The organism is Bacillus sp. TH22 (assembly GCF_016651015.1).
Classification (GTDB): Bacteria; Bacillota; Bacilli; order Bacillales; family Bacillaceae_G; genus Bacillus_A; species Bacillus_A mycoides.
The window spans coordinates 3,437,772-3,458,983 of the sequence record NZ_JAEKER010000001.1; the positions used below are offsets into that span (position 1 = coordinate 3,437,772).

The 21,212-nt window shown below is 36.7% G+C and carries 28 protein-coding genes and 1 tRNA gene; 20 read left to right on the forward strand and 9 right to left on the reverse strand.

What is annotated here, in order from left to right; translation table 11 throughout:
- Nucleotides 1-10 precede the first annotated feature (10 nt).
- The 11 genes from lgt to JFU18_RS17385 all read left to right on the forward strand — a co-directional run bounded on the left by lgt (nt 11) and on the right by JFU18_RS17385 (nt 9,602).
- Nucleotides 11-823 (forward strand): prolipoprotein diacylglyceryl transferase, encoded by an 813-nt coding sequence (lgt, locus tag JFU18_RS17335; RefSeq protein ID WP_002034719.1) that lies wholly within the window; start codon nt 11-13, stop codon nt 821-823.
- A 66-nt stretch (nt 824-889) separates the two neighbouring features.
- A complete protein-coding gene (ppaX, locus tag JFU18_RS17340; RefSeq protein WP_002112826.1) occupies nt 890-1,537 on the forward strand; it encodes a pyrophosphatase PpaX in 648 nt (215 codons plus the stop codon).
- Between the two features lie 53 nt (nt 1,538-1,590).
- Entirely contained in the window at nt 1,591-2,097 is a 507-nt protein-coding gene (locus JFU18_RS17345; RefSeq protein WP_201034498.1) for an acyltransferase, read from the forward strand.
- A gap of 145 nt (nt 2,098-2,242) precedes the next feature.
- Entirely contained in the window at nt 2,243-3,754 is a 1,512-nt protein-coding gene (locus JFU18_RS17350) for a tetratricopeptide repeat protein (protein ID WP_002129890.1), read from the forward strand.
- An 80-nt stretch (nt 3,755-3,834) separates the two neighbouring features.
- On the forward strand, nt 3,835-4,791 hold the full coding sequence (gene trxB / locus JFU18_RS17355; protein WP_002089563.1) for a thioredoxin-disulfide reductase: 957 nt from the start codon (nt 3,835-3,837) through the stop codon (nt 4,789-4,791).
- Nucleotides 4,792-4,951: 160 nt separating this feature from the next.
- Complete coding sequence (locus tag JFU18_RS17360; RefSeq protein ID WP_201034497.1) at nt 4,952-5,758, forward strand: DUF368 domain-containing protein; 807 nt, start codon at nt 4,952-4,954, stop codon at nt 5,756-5,758.
- 215 nt (nt 5,759-5,973) lie between these two features.
- Nucleotides 5,974-6,432, forward strand: coding sequence for an NUDIX hydrolase (locus JFU18_RS17365; protein WP_001190080.1), 459 nt, complete (start codon nt 5,974-5,976; stop codon nt 6,430-6,432).
- A 20-nt stretch (nt 6,433-6,452) separates the two neighbouring features.
- Nucleotides 6,453-7,334, forward strand: coding sequence for an RNase adapter RapZ (gene rapZ / locus JFU18_RS17370; RefSeq protein WP_002016084.1), 882 nt, complete (start codon nt 6,453-6,455; stop codon nt 7,332-7,334).
- Between the two features lie 3 nt (nt 7,335-7,337).
- Nucleotides 7,338-8,291, forward strand: coding sequence for a gluconeogenesis factor YvcK family protein (locus tag JFU18_RS17375; RefSeq protein ID WP_002016083.1), 954 nt, complete (start codon nt 7,338-7,340; stop codon nt 8,289-8,291).
- Nucleotides 8,292-8,379: 88 nt separating this feature from the next.
- A complete protein-coding gene (gene whiA, locus JFU18_RS17380; protein WP_002016082.1) occupies nt 8,380-9,330 on the forward strand; it encodes a DNA-binding protein WhiA in 951 nt (316 codons plus the stop codon).
- Nucleotides 9,331-9,353: 23 nt separating this feature from the next.
- Nucleotides 9,354-9,602 carry an HPr family phosphocarrier protein gene (locus tag JFU18_RS17385; protein WP_002016081.1) on the forward strand — a complete coding sequence of 83 codons (249 nt, stop codon included), beginning with the start codon at nt 9,354-9,356 and terminating at the stop codon, nt 9,600-9,602.
- A gap of 600 nt (nt 9,603-10,202) precedes the next feature.
- Here JFU18_RS17385 and clpP read toward each other — a convergent pair.
- The 8 genes from clpP to JFU18_RS17425 all read right to left on the reverse strand — a co-directional run bounded on the left by clpP (nt 10,203) and on the right by JFU18_RS17425 (nt 14,802).
- Nucleotides 10,203-10,784: an ATP-dependent Clp endopeptidase proteolytic subunit ClpP gene (gene clpP / locus JFU18_RS17390; RefSeq protein ID WP_001049163.1), complete on the reverse strand. Its 582-nt coding sequence runs from the start codon at nt 10,782-10,784 to the stop codon at nt 10,203-10,205.
- Between the two features lie 240 nt (nt 10,785-11,024).
- Entirely contained in the window at nt 11,025-11,894 is an 870-nt protein-coding gene (locus JFU18_RS17395) for a DUF421 domain-containing protein (protein ID WP_201032103.1), read from the reverse strand.
- Nucleotides 11,895-11,914: 20 nt separating this feature from the next.
- Nucleotides 11,915-12,121 (reverse strand): DUF1657 domain-containing protein, encoded by a 207-nt coding sequence (locus tag JFU18_RS17400; protein WP_002034728.1) that lies wholly within the window; start codon nt 12,119-12,121, stop codon nt 11,915-11,917.
- 9 nt (nt 12,122-12,130) lie between these two features.
- Entirely contained in the window at nt 12,131-12,481 is a 351-nt protein-coding gene (spoVAE, locus tag JFU18_RS17405; RefSeq protein ID WP_000575919.1) for a stage V sporulation protein AE, read from the reverse strand.
- Nucleotides 12,478-13,494, reverse strand: coding sequence for a stage V sporulation protein AD (gene spoVAD / locus JFU18_RS17410; RefSeq protein ID WP_000938981.1), 1,017 nt, complete (start codon nt 13,492-13,494; stop codon nt 12,478-12,480). Before spoVAD ends, spoVAE begins: the two co-directional genes overlap by 4 nt.
- Nucleotides 13,495-13,971 carry a stage V sporulation protein AC gene (spoVAC, locus tag JFU18_RS17415; RefSeq protein ID WP_002034730.1) on the reverse strand — a complete coding sequence of 159 codons (477 nt, stop codon included), beginning with the start codon at nt 13,969-13,971 and terminating at the stop codon, nt 13,495-13,497.
- A 28-nt stretch (nt 13,972-13,999) separates the two neighbouring features.
- Entirely contained in the window at nt 14,000-14,488 is a 489-nt protein-coding gene (locus tag JFU18_RS17420) for a YhcN/YlaJ family sporulation lipoprotein (protein ID WP_085312774.1), read from the reverse strand.
- 107 nt (nt 14,489-14,595) lie between these two features.
- Nucleotides 14,596-14,802, reverse strand: coding sequence for a DUF1657 domain-containing protein (locus JFU18_RS17425; RefSeq protein ID WP_000216167.1), 207 nt, complete (start codon nt 14,800-14,802; stop codon nt 14,596-14,598).
- Nucleotides 14,803-15,006: 204 nt separating this feature from the next.
- Between JFU18_RS17425 and JFU18_RS17430 the strand changes: the two genes are divergently transcribed.
- The 9 genes from JFU18_RS17430 (at nt 15,007) to JFU18_RS17470 (ending at nt 20,521) form a co-directional block, all read left to right on the forward strand.
- Nucleotides 15,007-15,082 (forward strand) — tRNA-Arg (locus tag JFU18_RS17430).
- A gap of 296 nt (nt 15,083-15,378) precedes the next feature.
- A complete protein-coding gene (locus tag JFU18_RS17435) occupies nt 15,379-15,612 on the forward strand; it encodes a mersacidin/lichenicidin family type 2 lantibiotic (protein ID WP_201032102.1) in 234 nt (77 codons plus the stop codon).
- A 32-nt stretch (nt 15,613-15,644) separates the two neighbouring features.
- The gene (locus JFU18_RS17440) at nt 15,645-15,878 is read left to right on the forward strand and encodes a mersacidin family lantibiotic (RefSeq protein WP_000033704.1); all 234 of its coding nucleotides are present in this window, start codon (nt 15,645-15,647) and stop codon (nt 15,876-15,878) included.
- A gap of 32 nt (nt 15,879-15,910) precedes the next feature.
- Nucleotides 15,911-16,144 (forward strand): mersacidin family lantibiotic, encoded by a 234-nt coding sequence (locus JFU18_RS17445; protein WP_000033704.1) that lies wholly within the window; start codon nt 15,911-15,913, stop codon nt 16,142-16,144.
- A gap of 32 nt (nt 16,145-16,176) precedes the next feature.
- On the forward strand, nt 16,177-16,410 hold the full coding sequence (locus JFU18_RS17450; protein ID WP_000033704.1) for a mersacidin family lantibiotic: 234 nt from the start codon (nt 16,177-16,179) through the stop codon (nt 16,408-16,410).
- Between the two features lie 32 nt (nt 16,411-16,442).
- The gene (locus tag JFU18_RS17455) at nt 16,443-16,676 is read left to right on the forward strand and encodes a mersacidin family lantibiotic (protein ID WP_000033704.1); all 234 of its coding nucleotides are present in this window, start codon (nt 16,443-16,445) and stop codon (nt 16,674-16,676) included.
- A 31-nt stretch (nt 16,677-16,707) separates the two neighbouring features.
- Nucleotides 16,708-16,941: a mersacidin family lantibiotic gene (locus tag JFU18_RS17460; RefSeq protein WP_201050322.1), complete on the forward strand. Its 234-nt coding sequence runs from the start codon at nt 16,708-16,710 to the stop codon at nt 16,939-16,941.
- 32 nt (nt 16,942-16,973) lie between these two features.
- A complete protein-coding gene (locus JFU18_RS17465) occupies nt 16,974-17,207 on the forward strand; it encodes a mersacidin family lantibiotic (protein WP_000033704.1) in 234 nt (77 codons plus the stop codon).
- Nucleotides 17,208-17,362: 155 nt separating this feature from the next.
- Nucleotides 17,363-20,521 carry a type 2 lanthipeptide synthetase LanM family protein gene (locus JFU18_RS17470; protein ID WP_201032100.1) on the forward strand — a complete coding sequence of 1,053 codons (3,159 nt, stop codon included), beginning with the start codon at nt 17,363-17,365 and terminating at the stop codon, nt 20,519-20,521.
- Between the two features lie 37 nt (nt 20,522-20,558).
- Here the strand turns inward: JFU18_RS17470 and JFU18_RS17475 are convergent, their stop codons facing one another.
- Nucleotides 20,559-21,212, reverse strand: a complete 654-nt coding sequence (locus tag JFU18_RS17475; RefSeq protein WP_201032099.1) for a response regulator — start codon at nt 21,210-21,212, stop codon at nt 20,559-20,561.

A 21,212-nucleotide genomic window follows, 5' to 3' on the forward strand; every position in this document is an offset into this window, starting at 1 on the left:
GGTCATATATATGCTGTTAGGTTCTGTACCACAGCTTGACCGTATAGCAGTCCAACTTGGGCCGTTCCCTGTTTATTGGTATGGGGTTATTATCGGTACAGGTGTGCTATTAGGTCTTTGGCTAGCAACTCGCGAGGGAGAAAGGCTTGGTATTCACAAAGATACATTTATCGACCTTGTATTAATCGCAGTACCAATTGCCATTCTTTTTGCGAGAATGTATTATGTCATTTTTGAATGGGAATATTATTCGCAAAATCCGAGTCAAATTATTAATATTCGTCAAGGTGGTTTGGCGATTCATGGTGGTTTAATCGGGGCTGTTATTACAGGAATCCTTTTTGCGAAACGACGCGGGCTTTCATTTTGGAAGTTAGCAGATATTGCAGCGCCAAGTATTTTACTAGGACAAGCAATTGGCCGATGGGGAAACTTTATGAACCAAGAGGCGCATGGTGATGAAGTAACGAGACAGTTCTTAGAAGGTCTTCATTTACCAGATTTCATTATTAATCAAATGTACATTGATGGTGTGTATTATCACCCAACGTTTTTATATGAATCATTATGGAACTTTGCAGGTGTTATTTTACTACTCGCGTTACGAAAAGTGAATTTACGCCGTGGTGAATTATTCTTCACATATTTAATTTGGTATTCAGTGGGCCGCTTCTTCGTAGAAGGTTTGCGTACAGATAGTTTAATGTTAGGACCACTTCGTATTGCACAAGTAATGTCTATTGGAATTGTTGTTATTTCTATCATTTTCATTATTGTGAGACGAAAAATGGGGCAAGCTGATAAAAGATATTTAGAAAATTAGAGAAAAGTAGCATCTTATATAAGATGCTGCTTCTTTCATATTCAGGTAATGAAAGGATTAAGGACGATGAAAATAAATACAGTGTTATTTGATTTAGATGGAACGTTAATTAATACAAATGAACTTATTATCTCTTCTTTTTTACATACGTTAAATCACTATTATTCTAATCAGTATAAGCGTGAAGATGTATTGCCATTTATCGGTCCATCTTTGCATGATACTTTTAGTAAAATTGATGCAAGTAAGGTTGAAGAGATGATTACATGTTATCGTCAATTTAATCATGAGCATCATGATGAATTAGTGGAAGAGTATGAGACTGTATATGAAACGGTTCAAGAATTGAAGAAGCAAGGTTATAAGATCGGCATCGTTACAACGAAAGCGAGACAGACGGTTGAAATGGGATTAAAGCTTTCGAAACTTGATCAGTTTTTTGATGTTGTCGTGACGATTGATGATGTGGAACATGTGAAACCACATCCAGAACCACTTCAAAAAGCACTCGAATTATTAGATGCAAAGCCAGAAGAAACATTGATGGTTGGTGATAATCATCATGATATCGTCGGTGGACAAAATGCAGGTACGAAAACAGTAGCGGTTTCATGGACATTGAAAGGTAGAGCGTATTTAGAAGCGTATAAACCAGATTATGTGCTAGATAAAATGAGTGATTTACTACCGATTTTGTCCCGCATTAACGGGTAGTAAGATTCCTGCCGGTTAAAGTGTCACTTTATATAAGTAGAGGAGAGAGTTCAGTGCGACGGACAACGCGCTATCCTGTTTTAGGAGAAAATTCATTGTGGAATGTGTATAAAACAGTTTCTTTTTGGAAGGTAATGAAAAACTTTATTATCATCCAAATCGCACGTTACACGCCATTTTTATCCGTAAAGAATTGGTTATATCGCACGTTTTTACGGATGGAAGTAGGAAAGAAAACGTCGTTTGCACTTATGGTAATGCCAGATATTATGTTTCCAGAAAAGATTACTGTGGGAGACAATTCAATTATCGGCTATAATACAACGCTTTTAGCACATGAATATTTAATTCGTGAGTATCGACTCGGAGAAATCGTCATAGGGAATGAAGTTATGATTGGAGCGAATACGACAATTTTACCAGGTGTGACAATTGGAGATGGAGCTATCGTTTCTGCAGGCACACTTGTCCATAAAGATGTACCAGGCGGCGCTTTCGTAGGCGGAAATCCGATGCGTATTATTTATACGAAAGAGGAAATGGCCACTAGAGAAGGTTGATGTTAAAAATGTAACATTTCCCTTCTGTTTTTATGAATAAAAAGGAAATAATTGATTATAATATACTGTTTTGTTTTTTACGGAATCGTTTATACTTATAGATAGAAGAATGTGTGAACGAAGAAAACAAAAAACTGGAGGATATATGGGGAAAAATCAAAGAATATATAAGGAGAACGGACAAGTTATCTCTTTTAATCAGTTAGCGGACTTCTTTTATAAAAAAGGGATGAGGGCTTATAAAGGGCAAAAATTGCAAGATGCAATTAAATATTTTCGAAGAGCAGCACAAAGCGAGAAGGAGCCGTTTATTTTATGCCAACTAGCAATAGCATTATCTGAATCTGGTGAATATCAAGAGTCGAATCAGATATTTCTAAAGCTTGTTAGATCCAATCCAGAACTTGAGCAATGCTATTATTTTATTTCAAATAATTATGCATATATGGGCTTGTTTCAACAGGCGAAGAAGTATGCAGAGCGATATTTAGAAGTTGCGGAAGAGAAGGAATTTGTAGAAGATACATTAGAATTGCTTGAGATTATGGAAGAAGATGCAATGGGTGCGGAAGAGATTGAGGATGAAGATGAGCTAATTGTTATGCAAGAAGAAGCGAACCGCTACATTCGTAACGGACAATTAGAAGAGGCGATTGCTACACTAGAAGTTGTTACGAAAGAATATCCAGAATTTTGGTCAGGACATAATAATTTAGCGATTGCACATTTTCAATCAGGTAATGTAGATCAAGCGCTTAAGTTAACAGAAATGATTTTAGAGAAAAATCCTGGTAATATGCATGCGCTTTGTAATACGCTTATTTTTCTATATTCAATTGGAGAGCATAAGCAAGTAGAGTCATTAGCGGGGCAGTTAGTTTCGGTATATCCAATTTCATTTGAGCATCGTTTGAAACTTGGAACAACGCTTGCAACAATTGGTCATTTTGAACCTGCATATAAATGGTTCAAAGTATTAAAGCGTCAAGGGTATGAAGGAGACGTCAGTTTTTATTACTGGTTTGCATACTCTGCGTATATGGTGAAGGAACAGCAAGTAGCTGAAAAAATGTGGCAACATGTTGTAGAATTGCATCCTGATAAAAAAGGAAAAGAACCGTGGAATGCACTGAATTTAGCAGATGAAGGACAAAATCTTTTATTTGAAGAGTTACGAAAATCATTTCAGCAAAGTACGACGCTAGAAGAGAAAATGCTAGCTTTATATTTAATGAATGAATTGTCAACACCAGAGAAGGTTGGATTCTTCTTTGATGTAACGCAAGCGAAAAATGGTGTTCCAATCGTATCGCAACTTGCAAAATATTTCTTTTTACTTAATAGTCATAAAAGCATCCCAGCTGATTTACAGCAATTTGAACAGTGCGTACGAATCGCGGATGCATTATACAATTATACGAAAAAAGACGATGAATTAATCGAAGAGTGTTTAAATTTTTGGTTTTGCACGTTCATACGTTTATATACATCTGGAGCGACTTTTACAAATGTGTACGGTTGGTCAGCGGCAATTGAATACATTGTGCGCGGCGAACAAAGAAATAAGATGACACAGGCAGAGCTTGGTGATGTATATAATGTATCTGTAGCGACTGTACGAAAGTATGTGCAGGCTGTTAAGCGCACGCACACGTAGGGTAGGCAAATCATTGGGAAAAAAATGATGCTAACAGTATAATGAGGGTAACTTAATGTGTATGAATGGGAGTGAATAGTGTGTCAGAAGAAAAAATTTATGATGTCATTATTATTGGTGCAGGACCAGCTGGTATGACAGCTGCGGTATATACATCTCGTGCGAATTTAAGCACACTGATGCTTGAGCGTGGTATTCCAGGTGGACAAATGGCAAATACAGAAGATGTAGAGAACTATCCAGGTTATGAGTCTATTTTAGGACCAGACTTATCAAATAAAATGTTTGAGCATGCGAAGAAATTTGGTGCTGAATATGCATACGGTGATGTGAAAGCAATCATCGATGGTAAAGAGTACAAAACAATTATTGCTGGTAAAAAAGAATATAAAGCACGTGCAATTATCGTTGCAAGCGGTGCAGAGTATAAAAAAATTGGTGTGCCAGGTGAAACAGAACTTGGCGGCCGCGGTGTATCATATTGTGCAGTATGTGATGGTGCATTCTTTAAAGGGAAAGAACTTGTTGTTATTGGCGGCGGAGATTCTGCTGTTGAAGAGGGTGTGTTCTTAACACGCTTCGCATCAAAAGTAACGATTGTTCACCGTCGTGACACTCTTCGTGCACAGAAAATTTTACAAGATCGTGCTTTCCAAAATGAGAAAGTAGATTTCATTTGGAATCACACTATAAAAGAAATTAACGATGCAAATGGGAAAGTGGGAAGCGTAACACTTGTAGATGTAAACAGCGGAGAAGAACAAGAAGTTAAAACTGACGGCGTTTTCATATACATCGGTATGTTACCATTATCAAAACCGTTTGTTGAGCTAGGTATTACAAATGAAAATGGTTATGTTGAAACGAACGAGCGTATGGAAACGAAAGTTCCTGGTATTTTCGCAGCTGGTGATGTTCGTGAAAAAATGCTTCGTCAAATTGTAACGGCAACAGGCGATGGTAGTATTGCAGCGCAGAGTGCACAGCATTATATAGAAGAGTTAGTAGAGGAACTAAAGACTGTAACAGAAAAATAAGGTTATTTTTCCTTTTGAGAAGAAAGCTACCGATAGGTGGCTTTCTTTTTTTGTCCAAATGTCAAACTATTGTCAAAAACAATTAAGAATATAATGATTCTTATTGTTATACTAGAATTTACGGGAAAAATCATTATAAGAAATGAGGAATTTATTCAGTATGGAATGGCGTAATATATATCGTGGATTTTGTATGGGCGTTAGTGATTTAATTCCTGGTGTGAGCGGCGGAACAATCGCTGTTATGTTGGGAATTTATGAACAATTGCTCGCAGCAATTAGCGGATTTTTTAGTCGTGAATGGAAAAAACATTTAGCGTTTTTAATCCCACTTGCAGCTGGTGTAGCGGCAGCTTTTCTAACGTTAAGTCACGTTATTAAATATTTATTAGCAAATCATTATGAACCGACTCAATTTTTCTTTCTCGGTTTAATTATTAGTATATTACCGATGTTAATGAGAGAAGCTGATGCAAAGGCAACGTTTAAAGGTAGTCATATTGTCTTATTAATAATTGCAGCAATTCTTGTTGCAATAACAGCATTCTTTAAACCAGATAAGGCAGCTGATCCGATTACGACGTTAACAATTTTAAATGCAATTGGTTTATTTTTCGCAGGATGGATGGCTAGTATGGCTATGCTTCTTCCTGGAATTAGTGGATCGTTTATTTTATTAATTATTGGTGTGTATCCAACAGCAATTAACGCTTTAACTACACTCAATTTACCGTTAATCGTGGTTATCGGTGCCGGCGTGATGGCCGGATTTGTTGTAAGTAGTAAAGGAATTAGTTATTTGTTAGATCGTTATAAAAGTATGACATTTGCGGCAATTATTGGGCTCGTTATCGGGTCGATTGTCATTGTGTTCCCTGGCATTCCGACTGGTGGAATTTCAATTGTAAGTTCAATTATTACTTTTATTTTAGGATTTGCGGTTGTTACTTATTTCGGTAAGAAATAAGTGTTTTAATCCCCTTAACGATAAAAATCGTTAAGGGGATTTTTATGTGCTATTCATGGGAAGTAAGGTATTTTGATTGCTTGTTATAGAAAGAATTTTTACAATTGCTTAACGAAAGGGGACTGGCACCTTCGTTGTAGCAAACTGTTTTTGATAGTATAATGAAATGAGTATGCAGTGAGAAATTTTGCTGCAAGTAGCTGAGGTGAAGAAACATGCAAAGAGTGACAAACTGTGTGTTAATTAGAGATAATGAAGTACTCTTACTCCAAAAACCTCGCCGGAATTGGTGGGTTGCACCGGGCGGGAAAATGGAGCGTGGTGAGACAGTAAGAGATTCCGTTGTTCGCGAGTATCGTGAAGAAACAGGTATTTATTTAAAGAATCCAGCATTAAAAGGGGTCTTCACTTTTGTCATCCAAGAAGGTGATAAAGTTGTTTCTGAATGGATGATGTTCTCCTTTTTAGCAACAGATTTTGCAGGAGAAAACAAATTAGAGAGCGAAGAAGGCATCATTGGTTGGCATACATTTGATAAAATTGATGATTTAGCAATGGCACCAGGGGATTATCACATTATTGATTATTTAATTAAAGGGAATGGTATAATCTACGGTACATTTGTATATACCCCAGATTTTGAGTTGCTTTCATATCGATTAGATCCGAGTTAAACCTGCAAGGAGAGGATACGATGACAGAGAATAATGATATAAAAATGGTAATTATTACAGGGATGTCTGGAGCTGGAAAGACGGTAGCGTTACAAAGTTTCGAAGATTTAGGATATTTTTGTGTAGATAATTTACCACCGATGTTATTGCCGAAGTTTATTGAACTTATGGCAGATTCAAAAGGTAAAATGAATAAAGTGGCACTCGGTATTGATTTACGTGGCCGAGAGTTTTTTGAATATTTATGGGGAGCGCTTGATGATTTATCAGAACGTACATGGATTATTCCTCATATTTTATTTTTAGATGCGAAAGATAGCACACTTGTAACTCGTTATAAAGAAACGAGACGTTCGCATCCACTTGCGCCAACTGGCTTGCCGTTAAAGGGAATTGAAGCTGAGCGTGGTCTCTTAACTGATATGAAGGCACGAGCGAATATTGTGCTTGATACATCTGATTTGAAACCGAAAGAATTACGAGAAAAAATTGTTCACTTATTCTCAACAGAAACTGAGCAAGCATTTCGTGTAAATGTTATGTCATTTGGATTTAAGTACGGAATTCCAATTGATGCTGATTTAGTATTTGATGTTCGTTTTTTACCAAATCCATATTATATTCCACATATGAAGCCATTAACAGGACTGGATGAAGAAGTTTCGTCGTATGTGTTGAAATTTAATGAAACACATAAGTTTTTAGAGAAATTGACGGATCTTATCACTTTCATGCTGCCTCATTATAAAAGAGAAGGTAAGAGTCAACTTGTAATTGCGATTGGATGTACAGGTGGGCAACATCGTTCTGTTACGCTTACAGAGTACCTTGGGAAACATTTGAAACCAGAGTATAGCGTTCATGTATCTCATCGTGATGTGGAGAAGAGAAAGGGCCATTAAGGGATGAAAAAAGAGAGAAAACCTAAAATTGTTATCATGGGAGGTGGAACTGGACTTTCTGTTTTATTAAGGGGATTAAAACAATATCCTGTTGATATTACAGCAGTTGTAACAGTAGCCGACGATGGAGGCAGTTCAGGTAGACTACGTGATGAGCTAGAAATTCCACCTCCAGGTGATATTCGTAACGTACTTGTTGCGTTATCGGATGTAGAACCATTAGTGGAAGCTTTATTTCAGCACCGTTTTACAACTGGAGACGGACTGAAAGGGCATGCGTTAGGGAATTTACTATTAGCAGGTATGACTTCGATTACAGGAGACTTTTATCACGCGATTACGGAAACGAGTAAAGTATTAAATGTCAGAGGACGTGTATTACCAGCAGCGAATCAAAGTGCGGTACTTCATGCAGAATTAGAAGATGGAGAAATTGTAACAGGTGAATCAAAGATTCCTCATTTCGGGAAGAAGATTAATCGTGTCTTTTTAACTCCAGAAGATGTAGAACCGTTATGTGAAACGTTGACGGAAATTAAACGAGCTGATTTGCTTGTTTTCGGTCCAGGAAGTCTGTACACAAGTATATTACCGAATTTAGTTGTTAACAAAATTGGAGACGCTGTTCTTGCTGCAAAAGCGAAGAAGGTATATGTATGTAATGTTATGACGCAAGCGGGCGAAACGAAGGGTTATACTGCGTTTGATCATGTGCAGGCGTTACATGATCATTTAGGTAAACCATTTATCGACACTGCGATTGTAAATAATCGTGATATTCCTCGTGAATTACGTAAGTTATATGAGGAAGAGATGTCGGAACCAGTGGCACTGGATACAAATCGTTTTGCTGAACATAATATCGAAATCATCCAAGATCGATTAGCGAAATATGATGATCGTGTTGTAAGACATGATACATTAAAGTTAGCTTCTATTTTATATTCATTGTTATAAATGTGCGTTGCCTCATTTGAGGTAACGCTCCTCATTCATATAGGACAAGATTTTTGTTCCAAAGTAATAGTATAAGGAGGTGTTGACTGTGTCATTTGCATCAGAAACAAAGAAAGAGTTGACCAACCTTGAAATGAAGGAATGCTGCGAGAAATCAGAATTATCGGCGTTGCTTCGAATGAACGGATCGCTTTCTTTTTCAAACCGTCGCCTATCTATCGATATTCAAACGGAAAATGCAGCAATTGCAAGAAGGATTTATACGCTTTTGAAAAAAGGATATGATGTGACGGTAGAATTACTTGTTCGTAAAAAAATGCGATTGAAGAAAAATAATGTATATATCGTGCGGCTTGTTGAGAAGTCTCGCGAAATATTAGCAGATCTTCACATTGTTCGAGATGACTTTTCGTTTATTCGAAATATATCGCAGGAATTAATCGAGAAGAAATGTTGTAAACGATCGTATTTACGCGGTGCATTTTTAGCAGGTGGTTCAGTAAATAACCCAGAAACATCATCTTATCATTTAGAGATCTTTTCGTTATATAAGGAACATAATGATTCTATATGTGAACTGATGAACGGATTTGATTTAAATAGTAAGACGTTGGAAAGAAGAAAAGGGTACATTACGTATTTGAAAGAAGCTGAAAAAATTACAGAGTTTTTAAATATTATAGGTGCTCATAATGCACTTTTAAGATTTGAAGATATTCGAATTGTTCGCGATATGCGTAATTCAGTAAATCGTTTAGTTAACTGCGAAACAGCTAATTTAAATAAAACAATTGGTGCAGCGCTAAGGCAAATTGAGAACATCCGCTATATTGATGAGACGGTTGGGCTTGATATTTTGCCAGATAAATTAAGAGAAATTGCACAGTTACGAAGAGATTATCAAGATGTAACATTGAAAGAGTTAGGTGAGATGGTATCCGGGGGGAAAATTAGTAAATCGGGTATTAATCATCGTTTGCGTAAAATCGATGAAATTGCAGAGAAATTACGCGCGGGGGAAACAGTAGCAAAAAAATAAAAGGTTAAAGGGGAAATGGAGCTGTGGTTCAAAAACTGGTTAAAGTGGCATTAAAAAACGGCTTACAAGCACGTCCGGCTGCGTTGTTTGTACAAGAGGCAAATCGCTTTCATGCGGATATCTTCATCGAGAAAGATGGAAAGACAGTGAATGCAAAGAGCATAATGGGGATTATGAGCTTAGCGATCGGAACTGGTAGCATGATTACAATCACAACAGAAGGTTCAGATGCAGAAGAGGCTTTGGAAGCATTAACTGCATATGTACAATAAAGGGTTATCGCGAATGTGCGATAGCTTTTTTTATTTTTCTGTTTGTGGGGTGCGTGATACCCTTGTACATAATAAAAAGCGCCCTGTAATAGGGCGCTTCCGCTTTTAGATGTATCCAGCTCCAGCGGCTAGAATGGTCGGTGGCTTCGCTTCTTCCGTCGAGGTAAAAAGCACCTCTTTGTCAGAAGCTCCATCCCCCTCTCATTCTGAACGAGCCGCTGCCGCTTTTAGATGTATCCAGCTCCAGCGGCTAGAATGGTCGGTGGCTTCGCTTCTTCCGTCGAGGTAAAAAGCACCTCTTTGTCAGAAGCTCCATCCCCCTCTCATTCTGAACGAGCCGCTGCCGCTTTTAATTCTATCCAGCTCCAGTGGCTAGAATCTCCGGTCGTTTCGCTTTTACATTCGAGGCAAAAGGCGCCTCGGAATCAGGGGTTCCAACTTCCTCCTGTTCTAAACGAGCCGCCTCCGCTTTTAAGTGTATCCAGCTCCGGCGGCTAGAACAGTCGGTCGTTTCACCCCTTCATTCGAGGCAAAAGGCGCCTCGGAATCAGGGGTTCCAACTTCCTCCTGTTCTAAACGAGCCGCCTCCGCTTTTAAGTATTAACGATTTGTAAAGATCTTATCGATTAAGCCGTATTCTAGAGCTCTTTCTGCTGTCATGAAGTTGTCGCGGTCTGTGTCGCGTTGTAGAACTTCAAGTGGTTGACCTGTGCGGTCAGCAAGAATTTGGTTTAATTTTTCACGTAAGAATAGGATACGTTTTGCAGCGATTTCGATTTCAGTCGCTTGACCTTGTGCTCCGCCAAGTGGTTGGTGAATCATAACTTCACTGTTTGGAAGTGCGTAACGTTTTCCTTTTTCACCTGCTGCAAGTAAGAATGCACCCATAGATGCAGCCATACCGATACAGATTGTTGATACTTGTGGTTTAATAAACTGCATTGTATCGTAAATTGCCATACCAGCTGTGATAGAACCACCAGGGCTGTTGATGTAAATGTGAATATCTTTTTCTGGATCTTGAGATTCCAAGAATAAAAGCTGGGAAACGATTGAGTTTGCTACATTGTCATCAATTGCGCTACCAAGCATAATGATGCGATCCTTTAATAGTCGAGAGTAAATATCGTAAGCGCGTTCTCCACGATTTGTTTGTTCAATTACTGTAGGAATTAAATTCATCTGTTATTTCCTCCTTTAAAAGCTTTCTTAGTCTTATAATACAATTATGGTCAATGAAGGTCAAACGAAACCACTTTAAATCAAAAAATATGTAGTTGTATCATGATTTATTCGCTATGTTTTTAAAATTCCCTGCTTATGTATCTTCAACATCATAACCGAATTACATAAATTTAAACGTGATTAATGGTGTGGGAAAGGCAAAAGAACGCCTTTTGTATAGAAGCGTTCTTTCATTTTTTATTCTTTTAACAGATAGGTTACTTTATTTAAGATTTTCTCGATTTGTTTTGCGTTTTTACTATACATATCACTCGCTGATTTTGATTTTGTTTCTAAAGAGAATAATTCAAGATCAGCATTGCATTTCTTTAAGGATGCCAATAGTAAAGGCTTGTTTTGAGGAGAAGGCATTTGGAGTTTATCATTATAGATGTCGATAGTAAGTTGTCCGTATGAATCAACTTGACCAAGAAAGACATTTTCAATGACAACACCGAGTTTTTCTAGCTCAGAATGTAACCAAGCGCGATTATGCCCGCTAGCAGAAAGAGGTTCATCTAGTACATTTCCATCCATAATAACAGTTTGCGGTTCTTTCTCATTCGGCACTTTTAATCCGAGGTCTTTTGCTGTAAGTGGCTGAGAATCTTTCTTTAATAATACATTTAATTCTCCGCTCGGTTCTAAGACAGCAAATTCGACTTCAGCTATACTGAATGCACCATTTCCTCTAAGAAGTTCAAGTAACTCATCACTTGTATATTTTTCTTTCTTTAAATTATCCTCAAGTACTTTGCCGTCCTTTATTAAGACTGTAGACTTTCCTTCAAAAAAATCTCTAGCAGTTTTGTTTTTTAAGGAAAGAATTCCTACAAAAAAAGGTACCGAGGCAAAAATAAGTATTGCAAAGACGCCGTGGAAAAATTTTGAATCAAGCCCTGTAGATACTTGGGCAGCGATGTCACCGATTGTCATTCCGGCTATGTATTCAAAAAAGGAGAGCTGAGAGATTTGTCTTTTTCCTAACCATTTCGTAATAGCGAATAAAATAATTAATATGAATACAGAGCGAAGAATGACAAGTGTCCATTCCGGCAGGTGAGACATAGTCATTTCCTCCAGTCTACTTAAAACCCTTTATATTGAGGTTCTTCACGTTCTAATACTGAAACTCTATTCTGTAAATCGGTGATGATGCTGTCCATTTCTAACATACATTCATGAAATACACGTTTTGATTCCGCGTCCTGTGAATTTAGTGAAAGGGAGCTTAAACTTGCTTGAGCGCCCCTTACACTGGCAAGGCAGGTTTTAACGCTAGCGATAACTGTCATACGAACACCTTATCCTTTCGGTTTGAATAGCAATGCTCCAATGAAGCCGAAAATAATGGCAGCTGATACACCAGCACTCGTTACTTTAAACATGCCGGTAATAACGCCGACGATGCCATGTTTGGCTGCTTCCTCCATCGCACCATGAACGAGGGCATTACCGAAACTTGTAATAGGTACAGTTGCGCCAGCGCCTGCAAAGTCTATTAATGGTTCATACAGATTGAATCCATCTAATATAGCTCCAGCAACAACGAGTGTTGCCATCGTATGAGCGGGGGTTAGTTTGCCGACATCAAACATAAGCTGTCCGATTACGCATATGAGTCCACCAATGACGAAAGCCCAGAAAAAAATCATTGCGTTGCACCTCCAAATTCAATCGAAACAGCGTGAGCGATACACGGAATCGTTTCTTCTTGTTGGAATGTAAGTGGAGATAGTAAAGCGCCTGTCGCAACGACAAGTATTTTTTTGAATTCTCCTCTTTTCATTCGGTTTAATAAATGTCCGTATACGACTGTTGCTGAACAGCCTGGACCACTTCCACCAGCTATGACAGGTTGACCTTCTCTATAAATGATGATTCCGCAATCTTGAAATTGCTCGCTCTTTACCTTTGTTCCATGTTTATGTAGTAGGTCGTAAGCGATTTCGCGACCGACATGTCCAAGGTCACCTGTTACGATTAAGTCGTAATAAGAGGCGTCAATTTGTCGTTCGCGTAAATGAGCTTCAATCGTATCGACAGCAGCTGGGGCCATCGCACCACCCATATTAAAAGGATCTGTTAGTCCCATATCAATAACTCGTCCAATGGTGGCCGATGTTACTTGTGGACCATATCCAGTGTCGCTTAAAATAGCCGCGCCTGCACCGGTCACTGTCCACTGAGCCGTAGGAGGTTTTTGACCGCCATATTCAGTTGGATAGCGGAATTGTTTTTCTACCGCAGCGTTATGACTTGATGCCCCAGTTAATAAATACTTTGCGCCTTTTGCATTTACGATACTTGCGCCGAGTGCTAAGCCTTCCATAGAGGTAGAACAGGCGCCGAATAAACCGAGATAAGGTGTTCCGAGTGTGCGGCATGCAAAGCTCGTTGGAGTTATTTGGTTAATTAAATCCCCTGCGAGTACGAATTGAATATCGTCTTTACGGAGCTTTGCCTTTTCGGTAGCGCGGCTACAAGCTTCTTCAAATAAAATTTTATGCGCCTTTTCGTAAGAATCTTGTCCGAGCCATAAATCTTCATGCAGGGTATCGAAGTCTTCAGGAATTTTTCCATTTGCCTCAAATGGGCCACCGACTACACCTGTTGAGATGATAACTGGTTTGTTTTCGAATACCCATGTTCGGTGTCCTTGTAACATTTACAGCCCTCCCCATTGAAAGAGAATCGTTTTAATAAGTGCGATGACGAAAGCGGAAAATACGCCAAATAAGATGACCGATCCTGCTAGTTTAAACATGTTACCACCAACGCCGAGAACGAACCCTTCTGTACGGTGTTCAATACACGCGGCAATAACAGAGTTACCAAATCCAGTAACGGGAACTGCGGTACCAGCACCAGCAAATTGTCCGAGGCGATCGTAGACGCCAAATCCCGTCAGTAGCATGGAGATAAAAATAAGAGTTGCAACAGTAGGGTTCCCGGCAGATCTTTCAGTGAAATCAAAGTACGTAATATAAAAGGTGGAAATCAGTTGGCCTATTAGACAAATTAATCCCCCGACGAAAAAAGCTTTTATACAATTTTTTAAAACGGGGCGCTTCGGTTCGCGCTGTTGTTCGAATTTTTTATATTCTTGTTGTACAGGTGTTAAATTTTTATCTTTACTAGACATTTGAATCCTTCCTTCTCTTTTAGAAAGCTTAAATATTAGATCCCATTTCTGATTGAATGAGTTTTAACTGTTCTTTAATGCCATCCTTACTCACTTTCTTTTTCTTAATTTTGTTTTCAAGTTCTTCTATGAGCATAAAGATCTTTTTGTCTGTACTTACACGAATATCGAAAGTAGGGTTTTCATCACTTAGCTTCTTTTTTAATTTACTTCGTAAAGGTTTTAAACCAAATCTTTCGTGATGTTCAGGTTTGATGGCTATGTAAAGATCTAAATTTGTATTAACTGCGGTAGCTTCTATAATTCCCTCCATAGCAAGAGCTTTTTTCTTAGAGTCTTGCGATATAGATTGATTAAAGGATTCTGTACTCATTTTTGTTAACTTAGGGCCCTTTTTCTCATCTGTTCGCTTAGCTTCTTCTTTCTTTACTTTTTTATCTAACGGGCTATTATCACATCCGGTAAGTGAACCGAATAGGAGCATAAATAACGCGGTTATGATTCCAAGTTTTCGCATTATAATCATTCCATTTCTATTGCAGTATGTAATGTGAGAGAAAAAGGATGATTGCATATCATCCTTTTTCTCAAATTGTGTACCATTAGATGAAATGGCACTTTTGATTATTGCTGTGTGTATTGTGGTTCTTCTTGCTGGACTTCTTCAACACGCGGGTTTAAAGAATCGATAATTGTTTGCGTTTGCTGCGCAGCTGTTTGGAAAAGTTGCTTTGCTTGTTGGTTATCCGTATCAAGAGCGAATCCCTCTAAACTAGCTTGTGCACTTTTTAATCCAGAAACAGTTTGCTTTAGTTTTGTAATTACAGTCATTGAATGAAGCCCCCTTTGGAATATCAATTCAAAGATTATAATTTGTGGGTTTGGGTGAATTTATGTTTGGAAAATTAAGGTGAAGGAATGTGTTTAATATAAATATTGCTATGGAGTATAAAGGAAGTATGGGATATTTTTATTGATTTAGATGGGTTTTATTGCTATTATTATGAGAAGAAAATGAAGTGTTTTTATAATCATGCGCCCATAGCTCAGTCGGATAGAGCGGTGGTTTCCGGTACCACGTCTGCCGGGGGTTCGAATCCCTCTGGGCGCGTTATATAAACTTTAATATTATTTTGTGCAGAAGCCCTTTGTATGTGGTAAGTAAAAATACCATGTGCAAAGGGCTTTTTTGATGTTATCGTTAGCCAATTATTGTTTATTTAATGTTGAATATAGAGCTGAAATTCCTAATTTACATTTTGTAGATTAGGAATTTTTTGTTTTGAAAATGTTAAAAATATGCAATTTTGCGAAGTTACCTAAAAAATTAGAATCTTGTAAATTTATAACTGTAGAGAACAACAAACAAACAAATAAATAAATAGAAAAAACAAGAGGAGGAATGAAATGGTAAAGAAATTCAAATTTACAAAAGAGGAATTAGTAGAAGCGTGGAAAGACCCACAAGTAAGGGAGAAATCAAAGGGTTTACCGAACCATCCATCAGGGAAAGTACTAAACGAATTAAGTGAGGAAGAGTTAGCGGAAGTCCAAGGAGCATCAGATGTGCAAGTAGCTACAACACCGATGTGTGTAAGGTTAACGGTTTTACCTGCAACGTCAATTAAGATTTGTAAATAAAAATAAAAAAACAAAACGAGAGGATGAATGAAATGTCAAAAGGATACAAATTTACAAAAGAAGAGTTAGTAGAGGCGTGGAAAGATCCGCAAGTAAGAGAGAAGTTAAAAGATTTACCGAAACACCCATCAGGAAAAGCGTTAAATGAATTAAGTGAGGAAGAATTGGCGGAGATTCAAGGGGCATCAGATGTACAACCAGAAACAACACCACTTTGTGTGGGAGTAATTATAGGATTAACAACGTCAATTAAGATTTGTAAATAAAAATAAAAAAACAAAACGAGAGGATGAATGAAATGTCAAAAGGATACAAATTTACAAAAGAAGAGTTAGTAGAGGCGTGGAAAGATCCACAAGTAAGAGAGAAGTTAAAAGATTTACCGAAACACCCATCTGGGAAAGCGTTAAATGAATTAAGTGAAGAAGAATTGGCGGAGATTCAAGGGGCATCAGATGTACAACCAGAAACAACACCACTTTGTGTGGGAGTAATTATAGGATTAACAACGTCAATTAAGATTTGTAAATAAAAATAAAAAAACAAAACGAGAGGATGAATGAAATGTCAAAAGGATACAAATTTACAAAAGAAGAGTTAGTAGAGGCGTGGAAAGATCCACAAGTAAGAGAGAAGTTAAAAGATTTACCGAAACACCCATCAGGAAAAGCGTTAAATGAATTAAGTGAGGAAGAATTGGCGGAGATTCAAGGGGCATCAGATGTACAACCAGAAACAACACCACTTTGTGTGGGAGTAATTATAGGATTAACAACGTCAATTAAGATTTGTAAATAAAAATAAAAAAACAAAACGAGAGGATGAATGAAATGTCAAAAGGATACAAATTTACAAAAGAAGAGTTAGTAGAGGCGTGGAAAGATCCACAAGTAAGAGAGAAGTTAAAAGATTTACCGAAACACCCATCTGGGAAAGCGTTAAATGAATTAAGTGAAGAAGAATTGGCGGAGATTCAAGGGGCATCAGATGTACAACCAGAAACAACACCACTTTGTGTGGGAGTAATTATAGGATTAACAACGTCAATTAAGATTTGTAAATAAAAATAAAAAACAAAACGAGAGGATGAATGAAATGTCAAAAGGATACAAATTTACAAAAGAAGAGTTAGTAGAGGCGTGGAAAGATCCACAAGTAAGAGAGAAGTTAAAAGGTTTACCGAAACACCCATCAGGAAAAGCGTTAAATGAATTAAGTGAGGAAGAATTGGCGGAGATTCAAGGGGCATCAGATGTACAACCAGAAACAACACCACTTTGTGTGGGAGTAATTATAGGATTAACAACGTCAATTAAGATTTGTAAATAAAAATAAAAAAACAAAACGAGAGGATGAATGAAATGTCAAAAGGATACAAATTTACAAAAGAAGAGTTAGTAGAGGCGTGGAAAGATCCACAAGTAAGAGAGAAGTTAAAAGATTTACCGAAACACCCATCTGGGAAAGCGTTAAATGAATTAAGTGAAGAAGAATTGGCGGAGATTCAAGGGGCATCAGATGTACAACCAGAAACAACACCACTTTGTGTGGGAGTAATTATAGGATTAACAACGTCAATTAAGATTTGTAAGTAGATAGGTTTCATTCGAAAGGGGTGTTCATCTCCTTTTGAATGAAACAGATTCCAATATTCGAATGCGAAAAATCGAATGTTGGAATCTGTTTCTCCTTAAGGGGGACCAATTTATTGGAATATGGATTTTAAAATAAGGAAGGGGATTAAATTATTATGTTAATTCACTCATATATAAATGAAAAGGCATTTGCGAAGAGTCTTAATTTGAAAGAGCGTTATAAAACGCTAATGAGTAGAAGAGATTTATTATTATCGGAAGAGTTAAATTTAGACCAATTAAATAAATGGATAGATAAAATGTTTAGAAGTAATAAAGCTGATTTTGATTATAAATTAAAGATGAATGAAATGACAAAAGAAGAGTTTGCGAGTTTAATTGAGAAAATCCCTGAATTCAAAGAGCATTTATATATAGATGAATTAAATGAATATGTGAATTTGCGCTTGTTAGAAATGGGAATAGAGTTGTGTGAAAGTAAACCATTAAGTGCAGAGGAAGATTTAGGGTTTATAGAATTTGTTAGGCCGTTTGCACTTTATGCAGCCGAAATGATAGATAGTTCGTTGAAATATAGATTAAATAAGATACGTTATGAGCATGAAGAGATTAAAGAAATGTTAGTTCGATCTTTAGTAGAAGAGTTATTAAATAATGCGGTGCGATCACTAGTCTTAGAATTTAATATTGTAAAACTAAGGGAAGAACTAGTAGGAGAGACTCCAGAAGAACGATTTCTATCCTTTGTCAGAGAGAAAGCTAGAAATAAGGAGAATTTAATTGCATTCTATGAGGAATATGCAACATTAACACGAAGGTTAATTTTGAGAACAGAGTATTTTATACAAAATGTTCAAATGTTACTATTTCGTTTGAATGAAAATTGGCTACAATTACAAAAAGAATTTCAATTGCAGGATGCATCATTAAGCGAAATTAAGGTTGGATTAGGAGATACACATCAAGAAGGAAAAACGGTTGTTCAGCTTGTATTCTCTTCAGGTAAAGAAATTTTATATAAGCCAAAGTCCATGGGAATTACGAAATCGTACCATGCGTTTTTAGAATGGATGAATGAGGTAAGTGGAAGTATACAACTTCCATCATATAAAGTTTTAGACTTTGGTGAATATGGATGGGAAGAAAAAATATTTTATAAACCATGTTCTTCTAAAGAAGAGGTGGAGCGCTACTATTTACGTTTTGGTAAGTTGATTGGGTTAATGCATATGTTAAAAGGTGCTGATTTGCATTTTGAAAATATAATTGCTCATGGAGAGTATCCATACATTATTGATTCGGAGACGATTTTTCATCAATATCCAAAACTGAATTTTCCGGATAGTGCGGAAGTAAAATTGAAGTATGAACAAAGCGACTCAGTGATAGGATCTGGATTGCTGCCACAAGCAATGTTTCAAAACATCGATGGAAAAGGTATAGATTTAAGTGCTTTAAATGGAAAAGAGCAAGATTTGCCGTTTAAGGTGTTGGCTTTAAATCAAAATAGTAAGGATGAAATGGAATTTACTATGAAAGAAGCTAAAAGTCAAAGTGCTAAAAATCTACCGAAACTTGGAGTAGAAGAAATTTATGTAGAGGATTATTTAACCTTTATTATTGATGGTTTTCAGGAAATGTGTAAATTTTTTATTGAGTATAAGGAAGAGATTTTATCAGAAAGAGGACCTTTAATTACATTTAAAGAAAATAAAATTCGCATTGTTGCTAGAGCTACTCAACAATATTGTAATTTCTTACAAGAGTCTACACATCCAGACTATATGAGAGATTCAATTTTATTGGAACAATTATTTGAAAGAGTATGGTATTACCCATACGAAAATAAGGAACTAGTCATTCATGAGATTCAAGACTTATTACGTGCGGATGTTCCTATATTTACGACTTTTACAGATTCACGAGATTTATATAGTAGTACAGGTGAAAGGATGGAAGATTTTTTTAAGGAGAGCGGTTATGAGCAAGTATATAATAGAATTTATCATTTTGATGATAAGGAATTGGAAAAGCAAAGAGGATGGCTGAAGTTGGCAATACAGGGAAATAGAGATGTTGATATTAAAGTGAGAAGAAAAGAGGATTACAGAAGTGAATTGTTAGAAAATCATCAGGAGACAATCTTGCAGGAAGCTATAAATATCGGAGAGGCCTTATTAGAGAATGTAGTATTATCCGGTGATAGAACAACGGCTTCATGGTTACAAGCAAATGTTATTCACGACAAGTGGTATGTTGCTCCTATGAAACAAAATTTATATGACGGTTTAGGTGGCGTAGCACTATTCTTATTGTATCTAAATAAGGTTACAGGTAACGAAAAATATTTAGAGGTTGCTCATAAGGCGTTGAAATCAGCGATGAACCCTTTATCGAAAGCGAAGGGGCTTCTATCAACCTTCTTGGGTAAATATTCATTGTTATATCCATTAGCACATTTTCAATCTATAAGTCCTAGAAAAGAATATCAGGATTTTTTAGAAGAAATAAAAGTAGAATTAAAAGAAAGGCTCGAAGAAGAAGAAGAGTTTGATTTGTTAAGTGGTTCAGCGGGAGTTATTCAAGTGGCCCTTAATTTATTTGAAATGACAAAGGATCCAGATTATTTAAATCTTGCTGATATGTACAGTAAGCATTTGGTGGGAAATGTATCAATATTAGAAAGTGGAGTAGCGTGGAAGAATAAACATACTAACAGTTATTTAGGTGGTTTTTCTCATGGGACGAGTGGTATCGCTTGGAGCTTATGGCGTTCAGGGATTATGAATAGGAATCAAGAATATATTAATTTAGCTAAAAAAGCACTTGCTTATGATCGATCATTATTTGAAAAAGAAGAAAGTGCGTGGAAAGACACAAGAGAGAGTGAGAAGAAGTGTTTACATCAATGGTGCCACGGTTCCACTGGAATAGGATTGAGTAGGGTTTTAGTAAGAAGCTATGAAGAAGATGTAGAAATGGACGAAGAAATTCGAGTAGCTGTAAATAATATACGAAAGTATGGATTTAAAAATAATGATACATTATGTCATGGGAATATGGGGGACACGGAATTACTATTGGCTGTTTCACAGTTATATGATAATAAAGAATTGTATGAACAGGCGATGCAAATTGGCATACAAGTCATTAATAATTATAGAGAAACTGGTAGTTATCAATGTGATGCACCAGATGATATTCAATCATTCGGTATGTTTGTAGGGATAGCAGGAGTTGGTATGCAGTTATTAAGACTAGTACAGCCGAATGAAATTCCATCCGTTATGACATTAGAAAATGTAAAAGGATAAATGAAAAGAAATTCTACCTTTTGGTAGAATTTCTTTATTATACATTTACATTTATTATACCTTTTCGAACAGCTTCAGCTAGTGCTTCAGAACGAGAACTCACCTTGAACTTTTTAAACAGTTTCGTTAAATTATATTCAACAGCCCTAGAACTCATATATAATTCATCTGCAATTTGTTTATTACTTTTTCCTTTTGCGATGGATTCAAGAATTTCTAATTCTTTTTGTGTAATTGTAACATGGCTTGATGCTCTTTTCGGATCTAAGTTATCAACAGTCATATCTTCAACTCGAAGTTGTCGCAATAGAGAAATTGGAATTAAAGTATACCCATTTAAGACGGCCCGAATAGCCATTAATAACTCTTGCTGTGATGCTGATTTGCTAACAATACCGCTAATACCAGAATCTATTAATAAATTAAATTGTGATAAATATTCGAAGCCTGTGTAGAGAATGATTTTTGCATCTGGTTGTATGTGAAAAAGTTTTTGAGCTACATCAAGTCCACTATAATTAGGCATGTTCATGTCTAAAAGATATATATCAAAAGGTGTTTTTGAACTTTGAGAAATTGCTTCCTGTTCGTTTAAAATGTATGTTGCTTGAATATCTTCTTCTAACTCGATCATGTTTTTCGTGCCTTCACCAACTATTTGGTGATCGTCTACAATCAAAACGTGTATCAC